The organism is Nonomuraea zeae (genome assembly GCF_005889725.1).
Classification (GTDB): domain Bacteria; phylum Actinomycetota; class Actinomycetes; order Streptosporangiales; family Streptosporangiaceae; genus Nonomuraea; species Nonomuraea zeae.
This window is the reverse complement of record NZ_VCKX01000033.1, coordinates 36,672-53,048: the sequence shown is the minus strand read 5'-3', so window position 1 is coordinate 53,048 and position 16,377 is coordinate 36,672. Positions and strand designations below refer to the sequence as shown.

Sequence of the window (16,377 nt, the reverse complement as noted above, 5' to 3'; positions counted from 1 at the left end):
CCCAGCGGATTCCATCTCTCGTGGGCGACGCTAACAGAACAGCGTTCCCTTAACAAGAGAACGGTGTTTCGTTATCCTTCGCCGGTATGCTGGGGCGACATGACTCGGTCGGCATTTGTCCGGGCCAGAAGGCCGGAGCACAAGCAGCAGCGGCGCGAGGCGATCCTCGCCGCCGCCCGTGAGCTCGCCCTCACCTCCGGCGTGCGCAACGTCAGCCTCGGCGCGGTCGCCGACGCCGTCGGGCTGGCGAAGTCCAACATCGTGCGCTATTTCGGCACTCGCGAGGAGATCTACCTCATCCTCGCGGCCGAGGAGTGGCAGCAGTGGGGGGAGGCGACGAGCGCTCGCCTGCGCGGCCGCACCGGCACGGACGAGGTGGTGCTGGCCCTGTCCGAGACGCTCGCCGACCGGCAACTGTTCTGCGACCTGCTCAGCAACACGACGACCAGCCTGGAGCACAACGTGTCGGTCGAGGCGGCCCGCACGTTCAAGCGCGGCATCCACGAGGTGCTGGCCGGGGTGGGCACGCAGGTCGCACGGGCCACGGAGCTGACCGAGGCCGAGGGCCACGAGCTGGTCACCGCCGCGACCGGCCTGGCCGCCCTGCTCTACCCGATCGCCCACCCGTCCGCGGCGCTCGCCGAGGTCTACGCCCAGGACCCCGACCTCGCCGCCGCCTGCCCGCAGTTCCTGCCCACGCTCGTACGCACGCTCAGGGCGCTCGCCGCCGGCCTGCCCGCGATCCGGCCGCCGCAGGAGTGAAACTTTCACCCCGATCATGACCTGACCCGCACCCGCGCGACCCGCCGCGCGGCAGGCGTCTTCCCACGTGAACCCGGACCAGCCCGGCCCGCCCGGGGCCCGGCGCGCTCGCAGCCACTCGCGCCCCTCTGTACACGCCGCCCGAATCCGAAGAGCATGCCGGTGTGCATAACCGGTTAATCGCCTCGTTTCAGGAAGGTCATGCCATGAGAAAGCGACTCGGGTTGGTGGCGGCGGCGCTCCTGTCGCTCCTCGTCCCGATGCTCATCGCGGCCGCGCCCGCGCACGCCGCGGTCGGGCTCCGCGTCAGCGGCACCAGGATCGTGGAAGCCAACGGGAACGCGTTCGTCATGCGCGGCGTCAGCCACGCGCACACCTGGTACACCAGCCAGACCGGCTCCTTCTCCGCCATCAAGTCCCTGCGCGCCAACACGGTGCGCGTGGTGCTCAGCGGCGGCAGGTGGCCGGCCAACGGCGCCTCGGACGTGGCCAACGTCGTCTCGCTCTGCCGGCAGAACCGGTTAATATGCGTGCTCGAAAACCACGACACCACCGGATACGGCGAGCAGAGCGGGGCGTACACGCTCGATCAGGCGGTCACCTACTGGAGCAGCGTCAGGAGCGCGCTCACCGGCACCGAGGACTTCATCGTCATCAACATCGGCAACGAGCCGTACGGCAACAACTCGGTCTCCGCCTGGACCAGCGCGACGACGAGCGCGATCAGCCGGATGCGCGGCCTGGGCTTCCAGCACCTGCTCATGGTGGACGCGCCCAACTGGGGCCAGGACTGGCAGTTCACCATGCGCGACAACGCCCAGGCGGTGTTCAACGCGGACACGCAGCGCAACACGGTCTTCTCCATCCACATGTACGGGGTCTTCGACACGGCCGCGGAGATCACCGCCTACCTCGGCGCGTTCCAGACGGCCGGGCTGCCGCTGGTGATCGGGGAGTTCGGCCACAACCACTCCGACGGGAACCCCGACGAGGACACGATCATGGCCCAGGCGCAGTCCCGGGGCGTCGGGTACATCGGCTGGTCGTGGAGCGGCAACGGCGGCGGCGTCGAATATCTCGACATGGTCACCAACTTCAACGCCGCCAGCCTGACGTCGTGGGGGCAGCGGATCTTCAACGGCGCCAACGGCATCGCGCAGACCTCGCGCGAGGCGACGTTCTTCGGCGGCGGAAGCACCGACACCACCGCGCCCACCACCCCCGGCACGCCGTCGGCCGCCGGCGTGACCTCGTCCGGCGCCACGCTGACCTGGTCGGCCTCCACCGACTCCGGCGGGTCAGGACTGGCCGGCTACAACGTCTACCGCGAGCAGGGTGCCACCGACCCGCTGCTCGGCCAGAGCACCACCAACTCCATCACGCTCACCGGGCTGAGCGCCTCCACCCAGTACCAGGTCTACGTCCGCGCCCGCGACGGCGCGAACAACCTGTCGGGCAACTCGGCCACCACCACCTTCACCACCACGTCGGGCGGCGGCGGGGGCGGCGGCTGCACGGCCGCCGGCACCGTGCAGAACCAGTGGAGCGGCGGCTACGTCGTGCAGCCGGTCACCGTCACCAACACCGGCTCGTCGGCGACCACGGGGTGGACGGTCACCTTCACCCTGCCCGCCGGGCACACGATCACCGGCTCGTGGAACGCCACGCTGACCACCAGCGGGCAGACGGTGACGGCGCGGAGCCTGGGCTACAACGGCACGCTCGCGTCGGGCGCCTCGGCGGGCTTCGGCTTCCAGGCCGGCCGGCCGAGCGGCGACACGGCCACCGCCGGCTCCTACACCTGCGCCGCCTCCTGACCCGCGCTCTCTTCGCCGGCCGCAGCCCCGACCACCCCGGTGGCCGGGGCGGCGGTCGCCTCGGTGGCCAAGGGGCCGGTCGCCTCGGTGGCCGGGGCGGCGGTCAGCTTGGTGGCCAGGTCGGCGAAGAGGGTGGCGGCGGGGAGCGGATCCGCGGGCAGGGCGAGCAGGACGGCCCGCTCCGCCACCGGGTCCAGCGGGATCGCGGCGACACCCGCGTGGTGGGCGGGCAACGACAGCTCCGGCATGACGCTCACGCCGAGCCCTTCCGCGACCATGGCCAGGATGCTGCCGGTGTCGCGGACCCGGTAGTGGCAGCGCAGGCTCACCCCGGCCGCCCGCGCCAGCGCCGCGATCAGCGGCTCGCAGCCACCCGTCGACATGATGAACGGATGGCGGGCCAGCTCCGTGATCGGCACGGCCGGATGGACGGCCAGATCGTGTCCGCTGGGCACGACGCCCAGCATCCGGTCCCTGGCCAGCGGCAAGGCCACCAACCCCAGGCCGACCGGCGGGGCGGTCACGGTGGCGAGGTCGACGGCGCCGGTGGTGAGCCATTCGAGGACCTCATCGTCCGAGCCCTCGATCACGGTGAGCCGCACCCGCGGATGCGCCGCACCGAACGCCCGCAGGATCCGCGGCAGCAGCCGGGCGTTGGCGCTGGGGATGGCACCGATCCGCAGGCTCCCGGCCCGCTCCCCGCGCGCCTCGGCCACCTCCTGCTCCAGCGCCTCCACCTGGGCCAGGATGAGAACCGCACGCCGGTACACGGCCTGCCCGGCGGCGGTCAGGCGCACCCCGTGGTTGCCCCTGACGAGCAGCGTGAGCCCGAGCTCGCTCTCCAGCGCCCGCAACGCGTGGCTGACCGCCGACTGCGAGGTGGCCAGTTCCTCGGCGGCCCGCGTCATGTTCCCCGCCCGCGCCACCGCGTGCAGGATCCTGAGCTGGGTGAACGTCATAGCGCCGCGCGCAGCAAGCCCACGACCAGCGGGTGCGGGCGGCCGGGCGCCGATCGCGCCTGCGGGACGTACAGCGTGGCCAGGTAGAACGGGTGGCCGGGCAGCTCCAGCACCCTGGCCTCCCCGTCGGCGTCCACGCCGGTCACGAGCAGGCCGCCCTCGTGCAGGGTGCGCTGGTGGGCGGGCTCGATGCCGAAGTTGCAGTAGTACCGCTCCTCGGTCTGGGTCCGGCCGTACAGGGTGGCCGCCCGGGAGCCGGGAGTGAGGGCGACGGGCATGGTCCTGCCCGCGAGCGAGCAGGACAGCTCCGAGATGAACAGGTTCGACGCGTACGGGTCGTACTCGGCGTGCCGGGCGTCCTCGAACCCGAGCACGTGCCGGGCGTACTCGATCACCATGTGCTGGCAGCCGCCGCACGTCCCCAGGGTGGGGACGCCCTGCTCCCGGCCGTGCCGGAGGGCAGCGAGCGCGCCGGTCAGGCTCCGGTACGGGCTGCCCGGCGCGCACCACAGCACGTCGGCGGCGCGTACGCCGGACAGGTCGGCTTCGAGCGGCTCGGTGGCCAGCCACCGGATCTCCACCCCGACGCCCAGGTGCTCGGCGGCGTGCCGCAGCGCGTCGTCCGTGGCCACGTGCGGCGCGAACGCCTTGTCGTAGTCGCCGACCACCGCGACGTTCAGCGAACGGTTCATGCGCCCACTATGCGGGCGGCCCGGACCCGAGCGCCAATGCCTGACCGCTCCACCGGCATGAGCGATCGCTCATGTCCGAATACGGCCAGCCAGGCAAGGGGCGCGCCTGGTGGGATGCCTTCATGACCACACACCAGGACAAAGCCCTGCAGTTCCGTTCGATGCACGTGCCGGGCCGGCCCCTGCTGCTTCCCAACGCCTGGGACGCCGCCAGCGCGCGCGTCGCCGAGCACGCCGGGGCGGCCGCGATCGCCACCACGAGCGCCGGGGTGGCCTGGAGCCTGGGCTCGCCGGACGGCGACCTGCTCGGCCGGGAGGCCGCCCTCGCGCTGGTCGCCCGCGTGGTGGCGGCCGTGGACGCGCCGGTGAGCGCGGACGTCGAGAGCGGGTACGCCGGCGATCCCGAAGGGGTCGCCGCAACCGTGCGCGGCGTGCTCGGCGCCGGGGCCGTCGGGGTCAACCTGGAGGACGCCGACCGTGGCGGGCCCGCTCCGCTGCGGACCGTGGCCGACCAGGTCGCCCGGCTGGCCGCGGCCCGTGCGGCGGCGGACGAGAGCGGGATCTCGCTGTTCGTCAACGCGCGGATCGACGTCCATCTCGGCGGCTCGGGAGATCTCGGGGAGACGCTGGACCGGGCCGCCGCCTACGTGGAGGCGGGCGCGGACGGGGTTTTCGTGCCGGGGCTCACCGATCTGGCGTCGATCGCGGCGGTCGTGGGCAAGGTTCGGGCGCCGGTGAACATCCTCGCCGGACCGGGCGCCCCCGACGTGGCGGCCCTGGCCGGGGCGGGGGTCGCGCGGGTCAGCCTGGGGTCCTCCGTCGCGCAGGCGGCCTACGCCGTGGCCCGGCGCGCGACGGCCGAGCTACTCGGCGCGGGCACGTATGACTCGGTGGCGGGCGCGATCGACTACGCCGAGCTCAACGCCCTGCTGGCCCGCCCCTGACCCCGCCGGCCATCCCCGGCGACCGGCGACGCGGAAGGACCGGGCGGACCCGGCGGGCCAGGGGGCTTCCTCAGCGGTCCACCGGCTCGGCGTCCCAGCGGTCCGACAGGTCGGCGGTCGCGGTGTCCGCGGGGAGGGCGGTCAGGAGGGGGAGCATGACCTCGACCCGGGTGCCCGCTCCCGGCTCGCCGCTCACCACGCAGATCCCGCCCAGCTCCGCCGCCCGCTCGCGCATCGACCCGAGGCCCACGCCGGGGCGGTGCGCCTCGGGCAGCCCCTTGCCGTCGTCGGCGACGAGCACGCGCAGCACCGACCGCTCCCGCTGGACGACGATCCTGGCGGAGGAGGCGGCGGCGTGCCGCCGGATGTTGGTGAGCGCCTCCTGGACGATCCGGTAGACCGCCACCTCGACGGCCGCGGGCAGCTCCGACAGGCTGCCCTCCACCTCCACCTGGACCTCCGTGTCCGGTGACGACTGGCCGGCCAGCTCGCGGACGGCACGGGCGAGGCCGAGGTCGTCGAGCGCGGGCGGGCGCAGGCCGTACACGAGCTCGCGGATGTCCCCCGTGACGGTGCTCATGCCCGCGTGCAGCTCGCGCAGCAGCGCGTCGGCCGTCTCGGGCGAGTTCTTCAGCCTGATGCGGGCCATGTTGATCGTCATCGCCATGGCCGACAGGGTCTGGCCGAGCCCGTCGTGCAGGTCCCTGCGCAGGCGGCGGCGTTCTTCCTCCCTGGTGGTAAGGATGCGTTCCCTGGAGCGCTGCAGGTCGGCGGCCATCCGCACCGCGTGCGCCACGTCGGCCGCGTACGGCGTGAGGGTGGCCAGCACCCGCTCGTTGTGCGCGGCGGGGAAGCGGCGCGGGCCGGGGGCCCCGACGAGCAGTCGGCCGACCCGCTCGCCGTGCCAGATCAGCGGCACCTCGCGCGGCTCGGCGCCCACGCGGCCGTTCTCGACGTAGCGGGGCTCGCCGTCGGCCACCTCGACCGCCACGCCCTCGACCGCCAGCCCGTCGCGCAGCACGCTCACGACCGAGGTCAGCGCCTTGGCCGGGTCGCCGCGGCGGACCGCCTGGGTCAGGCGCTCGGCGAGGACGCCGGGGTCGCCGACGGCCCCGTACAGGAGGCGGTCCACGGCCCGCTGCAACGCGCGCCGCAGCGGCTGGAAGAACGCTCCGGCGAACAGCGCGGCGGCCACGCCCGCGACCTGGTCGTAGCCGGAGACCAGCAGGCTGGACAGGGTGCCGGCGCCGAAGTAGACGGCGCTGACCACGACGACCACGCCGGCCGCCACGAACGCCCGGCTGATCACGGTGTCGATCCCGTAGAGCCGGTAACGCATCACGGAGAACGCCACCGCGAACGGGATGGCGGCAGCCCAGGCGATGGCCGGCCACAGCAGACCGGGCCAGATCGAGGCCGCGACCAGGAACACGATGTACCCGGAGAAGGCGAACAGCGGCCAGCCGATCTGCCGCCGCCCGACCGGGTCGGCCCGCCGCATCCGCACCGCCATGGACAGCGCGGCCAGCGCCATCGCGGTGTAGATGCCCACCCAGCTGATGGTCGACAGGACCTGCATGTACGGCGCCATCGCCGTGATCTGCAGCGGGTTGGGGATGACCTCCGGGTATGGGTACCCCTCGCGGGGAGGAGGCACCCTGAACAGGTAGTTCACCGCCCCGGCCGTGATCGCGGCGCAGCCCAGCAGCAGGGCAGGCCGCCAGCGGCGGGAGGGCAGGCGGCCGTCCGGCGAGTACAGCGGCAGCAGCATCGTCAGCGTCAGGCCGCATACCGCCCACCCGAGATGGGACGGCGTCCGCATCCACCCCGCGAGCGCGAGCTCCCCGTCGGCGGCGGCGCGGAACATCAGCGCGCCGGCCAGGTCGCTGACGCCCGCGGCCAGCCCGCCCACGCACATGAGCCAGGCCATGTTGAGCCGGGGCCGGTGGTGGATGAGGAACGCGCCGACCGCGGGGAAGGTGAAGATGACGGCGGACTGGGGGGTCACCGTCCTGTCGGGGGTCCATTCGGCGGGCAGCCCGGCCCAGATCAGGATCGCGGCCAGGCCCAGGATCGGTGAGACCACCGCCATGAGCACGGAGGTGATCCGCGCGGGCGACAGTTTCCCTGATAGTTTGCGGTTCCCGGCGTTCCCGGCGTTTCCGACGGTTCCGGCGTTCTCGGCGAATCCAGCCATCGTGCTCTCTCCGCCTCTCCGCCCCCGGCACGCCTCCCGATGAAGAGGATTATGACCCGTCTATCGGGATAAATCCGTTCATCGTGTCCGGGACGTTACCGCCGCACCGGCGAAAAGCCCCCTGCCCCGGCGACGAGACCGGGGGCAAGGGGCTTCCGCGTCACTCGACGGTGACCGTGGCCCTGGCCACGACGGTCGTGCCCGTTACGTGCCCGCTCACCGAGAACGTACCGGGCCGCGCGTACTGATCAGGACTGACCGCGTCCCACGTGACCGGCACCGCGCTGTCCTTGGACCCGTCGTTGTACGTCGCCACGACCGTCCCCGGCAGCGAGGGGGCGACCCCGGCCCGCGTCGTGACCGGCTCCTCGGCGATCGAGGTGATGGTCACGGCCGCGGTGGTCCGGACGTACACGGTCGCCTGGGCAGGCGTGCGGACGCCTTCGGCGAGCCCGGCGACGGTGAAGCTGGTGCCGCCGGTCGCGACCTGGTCCGCGGTCACCTGCTGCCAGGTCACGGCGGCCGCGCCCCGGGTGCCGTCCGCGTAGCGGGTCTCGACGGTGGCGGGCAGCTTGGGCAGCGTGCCGGCCAGGGTGGGAACGTGCACGGGACGCACCGAGTCCGGCGGCACCGCGTACGCCTTCCACTCCAGCAGCCCGACCGACGCCCCGCCGGACTCCAGCTGGATCCGCAGCTTCGAGGTCGTGACGGTGTCGAACGAGACGGTGTTGTAGGCGTCCACCGCCTTCGGGTAATCGGCGACGCCGCCGACGTCCTCGAACGAGTCGCCGTCCCACTGCTGGATCTTCCACGACGCGGGGACGCGGACGCCGCCCCCGTCGTCGAAGAAGTACACGTCGGCCTTGTTGACCCGCACGGGAGCGGCCCAGTCGAGCTGGACCCACTGCGTGCCCTGCTGCGGCCAGGTGCCCCAGCGCGGGTTGGCGCCGTCGTTCGAGCGCGGCGGGTCGATGCCGTCGTTGACGGCGGTGACCTTCTCCCACGGCGAGGTGTAGGAGGCGGTGGCCGTGGCGTAGGGCGCCACGTTCGCCTGCTCGCCCTGGGCGCCCGCGGTGACGGACACGGTGGCGGCGGTGCTGCGCGCGCCGTCCGAGGCGGTCAGCCGCAGCCGGTACGTCCCCGGCTCGCTGAACGCGACCACCGTGCTCGTGCCGGTCGGATCGGTGAAGAACGCCTCGCCCGGCCCGTCCACCTTGGCCCACTGGGTGGTGAGCCGGCCCGACGGCAGCCCGTCGTCCTTGACCACGGCGTCGACGCGCGCCTGCCCCGGGCGGCTGAACGCGGGGTCGGGCACGGCCAGCACGTACGGTGCCCGGTTGGCCGCGGACGGCGGCCTGGCCCCGGTCGAGTACGCCTGGACCTCCTTCAGCCCCGTCGCGTAGCCGGGCCGGTGGGTGACCAGCACCCGCAGCTTCTGCGCGGTGACGGCCGGGAAGCGCACCTCGTTGAGGTTCGCCCGGGGATAGACCGGCTCCCTGGCCTGCCCGGGCACGTCCTTCCAGGCGCCGCCGTCGAGATACTGCACCGAGTAGAACGCGGGCTCGCTGTATCCGGCCGCCTTGCGGTCGTTGTAGAAGTACAGGTTGAGCCGGTCCACCGGCCGGGCCGAGCCGAGATCCACCTCCAGCCAGTCCTGCGGCTTGCCCGACCCCTTGCTCCCCCAGTACGGCTCGTTGATCGTGAACCCGTCGGCCGCGCCCGCCGCGTCGCCGTGGGAGGCGGTGGCGGCGGAGACCAGGTTCTGGCGGGTGGAGCGGAGATCGACCCCGGCCTTCTGGAAGAGGTCCTCGACGCGGTCGCCGCTCAGCTTCACCTCGGCGGGCGCCTTCAGCGACCTGGCCGCCTCCGCGTGCACGACCTGACCGCCCTCGACCCTGCCCGTCGCCGGGTCCCAGACGGCGTGCGCCAGCCCGGACAGGGTGACCCTGCGCTTGCCGTCGATCAGGATCGAGTAGCCCTCGGGCACCCCGGCGTAGTGCCTGGTCCCGTCGCCCGGCTTGTCCCAGACGATGGTCAGGTCGTCGCCCCGGTAGTCGACGCCGTTGACGCTGAAGTGGTCCCAGCCGATGTCCACCGGCCACAGCTCGACCTTGCCGTCCGAGCGCGGGCGCAGGCCCATGACGTCCTCGATCACCGTCCAGTTGCTGCTGCCCAGGATCGTGTGGTGGATCCAGGAGCGGTAGTCGATGGTCTTGGTCGCCGGGTTCCAGTTGGCCCAGAACTCGTTGGCGTCGGGATAGCGGGTGTCGCCGCCGACGAACTGCGACCAGGCGTTCCAGTACAGGAGCTGCTTGTACTGCTCGGCGGTGATGTACGGCGAGGCGTACTGGCGCAGCGCCTTGGAGAACAGCGCGAAGTTCCTGGTCGAGTTGATCTGCGAGAAGTTGTTCGAGCCGGGCTGGCCGGCCGCCGCGGCCTCTGCCTTGTCCTTCTGGTTGGCGGTGTAGGCCGGAAATATCGGATATTCAGCCGGGTCGGCCCAGAGGCGCAGCGCCTCCCGGTACTTCGGGTCGTCCGCCGGCACCAGGCCGGTGGCGTACGGGATGTAGTTGTTCGACTCCTTCCAGGGGATCAGGTTGCCCGTCTGGAGGTCGCGGTGCTTGAACAGCTTGTTCTGCTCGTCCCAGAGCAGGGTGAGTATGCCGTTCTTCACCTTGTCCGCCACGCCGCGCAGCTCGGCGGCCTTGGCCGCGTCACCCGCCAGCTCGTACGCCTGCGCCGCCGCGGCCGCGTTGGCGTAGACGTAGGCGCCTTCGAGCCGCTCGTTGGCCCGGTCGTAGTAGTGGAACGACACCGCGTCGGCGTCGTTGCCGGTCATCGCCTCCCAGTCGTACTCGATGACGCCGTTGCCGTTCGAGTCGTAGGCGGCCAGCTGCCCGTACACGTCCTTCTCCGCGTAGCGGGCCAGGTTGCGCAGGATCGACGGCTGGCCGCCGTGGATCTGGTAGCTCTCCAGGGCCGCGGCCGAGATGTACTGGGTGTAGCTGTTCGACCAGTTCTCCGGGTCGCCCGGGTTGTCGGTGTACTTCGAGTTGCGCGACACCTCCCCCGCCGACACCCACGGCCCGTACGAGTAGATCGGGTCGCGCAGGTACTTCAGGTCCTGCACGAACATCGGCACGGTCAGCACGATCGCGTTGTTGTAGCCCAATGCCCCCTCCACCGAGGTGGGGAACTGGTAGTCGTTGCCCGGGATGTCGGCGTCCAGGAAGTTGAAGCGCATGAGCCACCAGCGGTAGTACACGAACTTCTTGATGTTCTCGTCCGGCACGTCGACGTAGGGCAGGTTCGCGGCCCACCAGGCGTTGTAGTCCTGCAGCTGCCGCCGCAGCGCCTGCTCGGGCGAGCGTCCCTTGTAGCCGTCGTACTCGGGGCGCGAGCCCGCCAGCTCCTCGGTGACGAAGCCCATCTGCACCTTGGCCCGCACGGTCCGGCCCGGCTGGACCGTCACCGAGCCCTTCAGCGCGCCTTCCGCGACCTTCAGCCCGTCGCCGCTGAGCCGGGGGAAGAGCGTGGTCAGCTTGTTCTTGGCGGCCACCACGCCGGTCAGCTCGCGGTCCCCGTCGGCCGTCCTCGCGTACGGCGAGGTCACGGTGATCGGCACGGCCGCGGCGGACGACCCCGTGTTGGTGATCTCCAGGATCGTCACGGCCGTGTTCTCGTGGGTGATGAACTTCTTCACCCCGACCGCGAGGCCGCCGCCCGCATAGCGGCCGGTCCAGTGGCTGGGCATCTGCAGCCGCTTGGAGACGTCCTCGGTGAGCGCGGTGCCGAGCGAGATCTCGTACGCGTCCCTGTTGTCGATGCTCTCCCAGTAGGCCACGCTCCCGCCGAACCCGATGACCGACGGGTCGTGCTCCTTCATGAACAGCGCCCGCCCGCGCGACATCAGCCACGTGCCCGCCGGGTCGTCGCCCGGCCTGGCCAGCATGCGGTCGATCCAGTACGAGTCGCCGCCCTTCTCCTTCCGGTAGATCTCCGCCATCATCCGGCGCGGGTGGTATCCGACGGGCTCGGCGGGCACCGGATCGGCGCCGGTGAACACCGGCAGGCCGAGGTCGTCCTGCGCCGCGTACGAAGGCGTCACGGCCAGGGAGGCTGTGAGCGCTAACACGGCTAAGCACAACAGCGGTTTACGCACGTACGTCTCCTAGATCGGTATCCAGACACGCATGGTCGCGGGGCCGCGGTTGCCCCAGCGGTGATAGGGGACGAGCCGCAGCGTGGCGTCCGTGCCGTCCTCGCGGTCCGCTTCGACGGACGCGTACGGCCACCCGCCGTCGGGCTCGGCGCCGATCGAGGCCGGCACCTCCAGCACGACGACGCCGTCCACCTCGCGCTCCACCGGCGGCTCGACCCGCGCGGTCACCGCGCCGAGCGGCGGCTCCTCGGCCACCGACTCCGCGCAGTAGACGAGCGGCCCGCGCTCGACCGCGGCGGTGCTGCGCAGCGCGTCGATGCGCCGGTCGGGGAACGTCCACCGCGGCCTCATCGGCAGCTCCAGCCGGATCTCGTCACCGGCCCGCCACGGCCCGTCGACGTGCGCGTAGCCGGGGCTCACCGGCCGGATGACGGGGCCGTCGGGCAGCGGCGCGTCCGGGGATGAGACCGGAACGTGCGCCAGCGTCGCGTCCGTGGCCCAGGCGGGGACGCGCAGGCCGATGCGGCCCTCCCCGTCGGCCAGCACGCGCACGCTGACCGAGCCGGTCCACGGGTAACCGGTCTCCACCCGCACCGCGAGGCCCTGGTGGCGCAGCTGGGAGGGCGTGAAGTGGTGGATGAGGATCCCGTCCCCCGTCGCGGCGGCCACGTAGGCGGGCAGGGAGGCGAGCGTGCGGGCGATGTTGTTCGGGCAGCAGGACACGTCGAACCAGGGCGAGCGCAGGCCGCCCTCCGCGGCGTGGTTGACGCCGTCGAGCGGCACCGCGGGCACGCGTACCTGCAGCGGGTTGGCGTAGAAGAACGAGCGTCCGTCCAGCGCCACCCCCGTGGCCAGCATGTTGTAGAGGGTGCGCTCGGTCAGGTCGGCGTACCGGACGTCGCCGGTGGCCAGCAGCAGCCGGTGCGCGAGCATGATGGAGGCGATGCTCGCGCAGGTCTCGTTGTAGGCCCGGTCCGGCGGCAGCTCGTAGTCCTCGCCGTACGACTCGTCGGCATGCCTCGAGCCCATGCCGCCGGTCAGGTGGGTACGCCGGGCCACGGTCCGCTCCCACTGGGACTCGACCGCCTTCAGCAGCTCCTCGTCGCCGGTCTCGACCGCCACGTCCACGACGCCGGAGGCCAGGTAGAGCGCGCGCACCGCGTGCCCGCGGAACACCTGCGCCTGCCTGACCGGCAAGTCGTCCTGGTAGTAGGCGCGGCCGAAGGGGATGTCGGCGAGCGCGGGCAGGCCGCGCCTCTCGACGAAGCGGCGGGCCATCTCCAGGTAGCGCTCGGTCCCGGTGACGCGGTAGAGCTCGACGAGGGCCATCTCGACCACGGGGTGCCCGCAGGTCTCGGTGCCCTCCATGAACCGGCGGCAGACGTGGTCGGCGGCCTTGACCGCGACCTGGGTGAGCACGTCCTCGCCGTGCATGCGCAGCCGGGCGACCCCGGCCTGGATGAGGTGGCCGTAGCAGTAGAGCTCGTGCCCCCACTCGAAGTCGGTGTAGCGGCTGCCGGACCAGCGGGTGTTGAGGTAGCCGTCGCCCTCCTGGGCCTTGGCCACGGTCTCGGCCAGCGGGGTCAGCCCCGGGTGACCGGCCCAGGCCATGGCCTCCAGCAGCTTGTAGATCTCCGAGTCGCTGAACTCCCGTCCCCTCCGTGGCCGCTCGCCCCGGAAGTTGCCGATCCAGCCTTCTCGCTCTTCCCACTCCTGGCAGTGGGCGATCGTGACCTCGTGGTTGAGCGCCATCCGGTCGCCCCAGAAACCGGGTGAGAGGCGTACCGCGTCGAGGCCGAGGGGGGACAGGACGCCCGATGAGGGCAGGACAGGATTAGCCACGCAGAGCTCCTGACATGAATCCGCGCACGTAGTGGCGCTGCAACACGATGAAGAGGATGAGACAGGGGATGGCCATGACCATGACGCCGGACTGGAGCATGCCGTAGTCGATCGCCCCGAACGTGTGCTGCGTCATGCTGACCACGGCGACCGGCAGGGTGAACGAGGCACCGTCGTTGAGCAGGATGAGCGGCGCGAAGAAGTCGTTCCACGAGGCGAGGAACGCGAACAGCCCCACCGTGATCAGCGCGGGCCGCACCGCGTGCAGCAGGATCCTGGAGAACGCCCGGAACGTGCCGCACCCGTCGACCAGCGCGGCCTCCTCCAGCTCGCGCGGGATCGCCTCGAACGCGTTGCGCATCATGAACAGCGCGAACGGGAGCTGGAACATCACGAACACCAGCGACAGCCCGAGCAGGGAGTTCTGCAGGCCGAGGTAGCCCAGCAGGACGTAGAGCGGGATCAGGATCGTCGCGTACGGCACCATGAGGATCGCCAGCGTGGCCAGGAACAGCAGGTTCTTGCCCGGGAAGTCGAAGCGGGCGAAGCCGTAGCCGCCGAGCGCGGAGACGATCAGCGTGCCCGCCACCGTCATCGCCGACACCAGCACGCTGTTGGTCGCGTACGTGCCGACGCCCTCGCCGAAACTGGCCATCTCCAGGTAGTTGGACGGCTCCTCCAGCGAGGCGTAACCGCTCCACACCAGCGGGAACAGGAACAGCACCGCCAGGGCAGAAAGCGTGACGTAACGCTTCACCGCAGCCTCCGCATCATCAGCGTGTTGAGCCCGACGAGGGCCACGAGCAGCACGACCGAGAGCGCCGCCGCGCCGCCGAGGTCGAAGCGGAAGAACGCGTCACGGTAGACGACCATGACCATCGAGACCGTGCTGTTGTCCGGGCCGCCGTTGGTGAAGACGAAGAACTGGTCGAAGGCCAGCAGCGAGCCCGTGACGCTGAGGATGAGCATCAGCGCCAGCGTCGGGCGCAGCAGCGGCAGCGTGATCTTGGTGAAGATCTGCCAGCGGTTCGCGCCGTCGCTCTTGGCCGCCTCGTACACCTCGGTCGGTATCGCCTGCAGGCCGGTCAGCAGGATGAGCATGTTGAAGCCGGCGAAGCGCCAGAGCACCAGCGTGATCGTGGAGAACAGCGCCATGTTCGGCGTGCCGATCCACTTGACCGGCTCGCTGGTGATGCCCAGCGACTGCAGCATGGGGTCGATGGGGCCGAAGTCGTTGTTCAGCATCCCGTAGAACAGCAGCCCGGCGGCGGCGAAGCCGACGGCGCCGGGCAGGAAGAACGCGGTCCTGAAGAAGCCGATGCCCCGGCCGCGATCCTGCACCAGCAGGGCCAGGCCGAGCGCGACGCCGGACAGCAGGACGGTGGTGATGGCGGTGTACTTGAGCGTGAACAGGACCGCGTCGATGAAGAGCGGGTTGTCAGCGATCTTGAGATAGTTGGCGGGGGCGTTGAAGGCGGCCGGGCCGAGCAGCGGCCAGCGGTTCAGCGACATCCAGCCGACCAGCACCAGGGGCGCGATGAACAGCACGCCCACGATGACGGCCGTCGGGGCCGCGTACAACCAGCCCTGGACCTTTCTGCTCCGCCACCGGGCGGACGGCGCGGAGTGCGCCGGCCGCCGCCCGGATCGCGTGATCGTCAGGGTCATTGCTGCAGTGACTTCGTGATTTCGGCGTTGAGCTGGGGAACCTTCGCGGCGTCACCGAAGACGGCCTCGCGGGCCAGGCGCAGCCACGGGCCCTGCGGGTCGTTGAAGGTCTGTCCGAAGCGCAGCGCGTACGGCGTCTGGCCCTTGGCCACCAGCGAGTTGATCAGGACCACGCGCGGGTCCTCCGCGGAGTACTTGTTGTTGGACAGGTCGGTGCGCGCGAGCACGTCCTTGTTCTTGGCCATGACCTCCACCTGGGCGTCGTCGGAGACGGTCCAGGACAGGAACTCCCAGGCCGCGTCCGCGTTCTTGGAGGTGGCCGAGATGCCGACGGAGTCGCCGCCGACGAAGGTCGACTCGCCGCCGTCGGGGCCGGCGATCGGGGTGACGCCGATCTTCATGTCCTTGGGCATCAGGCCGAGGGTGGTGGAGGGCATCGGCATGACGCCGATCTCGCCCTTGGGGAAGAAGCCGGTCCAGGTCGGGCCCTGCTCCTCCTTGGCCGTCGGGCCCGTGGCCTTCTTCTCGTACAGGTCGCGGTAGATCTTGAACACGTCGGTCATCGCGGCCTGGTCGTTGAGCGAGGTGGTGCCTTCGGCGTTCATGACCTGCGCGCCCGCGGCCCAGACCGACGGCCAGAAGGTGAAGACGTAGCAGCCGCCGCAGTTGCCGCCGAAGAAGGTGCCGTGCACCTTGCCGTCCTTGCCGAGCTTCTCCTGGATCGTGGTGGCCTGCTCGGCGAACTCCTTCAGCGTCTTCGGCCCCTTCTCGGGGTCCAGGCCGGCCTTGGTGTAGAGGTCCTTGTTCCAGAACCAGACCGACAGGTCCAGCGTGTGCGGGAGGGTGTACTGCCGGCCGTCGAGCGTGCCCAGCTTCATGTGCGAGGGTGCGAGCTTGTCCTTGTACGGCAGCGCCGCGATCCGGTCGCTGACGTCCATGAACAGACCCTGGGAGGTGTAGTTCGGGACAAAGATGACGTCGGCCGCGAACACGTCGGGGAGCTGCTTGGCGCCGGCCGCCGCGGCGATGCGCGGCTGGTAGTTGTCGGTCGGGATGACGGTGAGCTTGACCTGGTTCTTGTGACTGCTGTTGTAGGCCTGGACCAGCCGCTCGCTCTGCGTCTGGGTGGCCGCGCGGGTCCACATGGTGATCGTCACGGGACCGCTCGCCGGCTGCGTCTCGCCCCCGCTGCCGCCGCCGCTGCCGCAGGCCGCCGCTGTGAGCGCTAACACACCGAGTAGGGAGATCCCGGCCAGCCTTTGTCTCATGATGTGCTCCTGGACTTAAAGGTTTTCGGAAACGTAGAAGAAACAAGAGTCCATGTCAATGGGTGC

The 16,377-nt window shown here is 71.1% G+C and carries 11 protein-coding genes; 3 read left to right on the top strand and 8 right to left on the bottom strand.

Features of this window, described 5'->3' with window-relative positions:
• Positions 1–99 precede the first annotated feature (99 nt).
• Positions 100–762, top strand: coding sequence for a TetR/AcrR family transcriptional regulator (locus tag ETD85_RS13780; protein WP_138690074.1), 663 nt, complete (start codon positions 100–102; stop codon positions 760–762).
• A 206-nt stretch (positions 763–968) separates the two neighbouring features.
• Positions 969–2,579, top strand: coding sequence for a cellulase family glycosylhydrolase (locus tag ETD85_RS13775; RefSeq protein ID WP_138690073.1), 1,611 nt, complete (start codon positions 969–971; stop codon positions 2,577–2,579).
• Here the strand turns inward: ETD85_RS13775 and ETD85_RS13770 are convergent.
• Together ETD85_RS13770 and ETD85_RS13765 are read right to left on the bottom strand one after the other, a co-directional pair.
• Positions 2,558–3,538, bottom strand: a complete 981-nt coding sequence (locus tag ETD85_RS13770) for a LysR family transcriptional regulator (RefSeq protein WP_138690072.1) — start codon at positions 3,536–3,538, stop codon at positions 2,558–2,560. The genes ETD85_RS13775 and ETD85_RS13770 overlap by 22 nt on opposite strands.
• Positions 3,535–4,230: a CTP synthase C-terminal region-related (seleno)protein gene (locus ETD85_RS13765; protein WP_138690071.1), complete on the bottom strand. Its 696-nt coding sequence runs from the start codon at positions 4,228–4,230 to the stop codon at positions 3,535–3,537. The genes ETD85_RS13770 and ETD85_RS13765 overlap by 4 nt, the downstream gene beginning before the upstream one ends.
• A 122-nt stretch (positions 4,231–4,352) precedes the next feature.
• Between ETD85_RS13765 and ETD85_RS13760 the strand changes: the two genes are divergently transcribed.
• Complete coding sequence (locus tag ETD85_RS13760) at positions 4,353–5,174, top strand: isocitrate lyase/PEP mutase family protein (protein WP_138690070.1); 822 nt, start codon at positions 4,353–4,355, stop codon at positions 5,172–5,174.
• 70 nt (positions 5,175–5,244) lie between these two features.
• Here the strand turns inward: ETD85_RS13760 and ETD85_RS13755 are convergent, their stop codons facing one another.
• From ETD85_RS13755 to ETD85_RS13730, 6 genes are all read right to left on the bottom strand, one after another.
• Complete coding sequence (locus tag ETD85_RS13755; RefSeq protein WP_138690069.1) at positions 5,245–7,371, bottom strand: sensor histidine kinase; 2,127 nt, start codon at positions 7,369–7,371, stop codon at positions 5,245–5,247.
• Between the two features lie 160 nt (positions 7,372–7,531).
• Positions 7,532–11,506: an Ig-like domain-containing protein gene (locus ETD85_RS13750; RefSeq protein WP_206058289.1), complete on the bottom strand. Its 3,975-nt coding sequence runs from the start codon at positions 11,504–11,506 to the stop codon at positions 7,532–7,534.
• Between the two features lie 36 nt (positions 11,507–11,542).
• Positions 11,543–13,375, bottom strand: coding sequence for a glycoside hydrolase family 127 protein (locus tag ETD85_RS13745; protein WP_138690067.1), 1,833 nt, complete (start codon positions 13,373–13,375; stop codon positions 11,543–11,545).
• The gene (locus ETD85_RS13740; protein WP_138690066.1) at positions 13,368–14,132 is read right to left on the bottom strand and encodes a carbohydrate ABC transporter permease; all 765 of its coding nucleotides are present in this window, start codon (positions 14,130–14,132) and stop codon (positions 13,368–13,370) included. The genes ETD85_RS13745 and ETD85_RS13740 overlap by 8 nt, the downstream gene beginning before the upstream one ends.
• Positions 14,129–15,043, bottom strand: a complete 915-nt coding sequence (locus ETD85_RS13735; protein ID WP_138690065.1) for a carbohydrate ABC transporter permease — start codon at positions 15,041–15,043, stop codon at positions 14,129–14,131. The genes ETD85_RS13740 and ETD85_RS13735 overlap by 4 nt, the downstream gene beginning before the upstream one ends.
• Positions 15,040–16,311, bottom strand: a complete 1,272-nt coding sequence (locus ETD85_RS13730) for an ABC transporter substrate-binding protein (protein WP_138690064.1) — start codon at positions 16,309–16,311, stop codon at positions 15,040–15,042. Before ETD85_RS13730 ends, ETD85_RS13735 begins: the two co-directional genes overlap by 4 nt.
• Positions 16,312–16,377 lie beyond the last annotated feature (66 nt).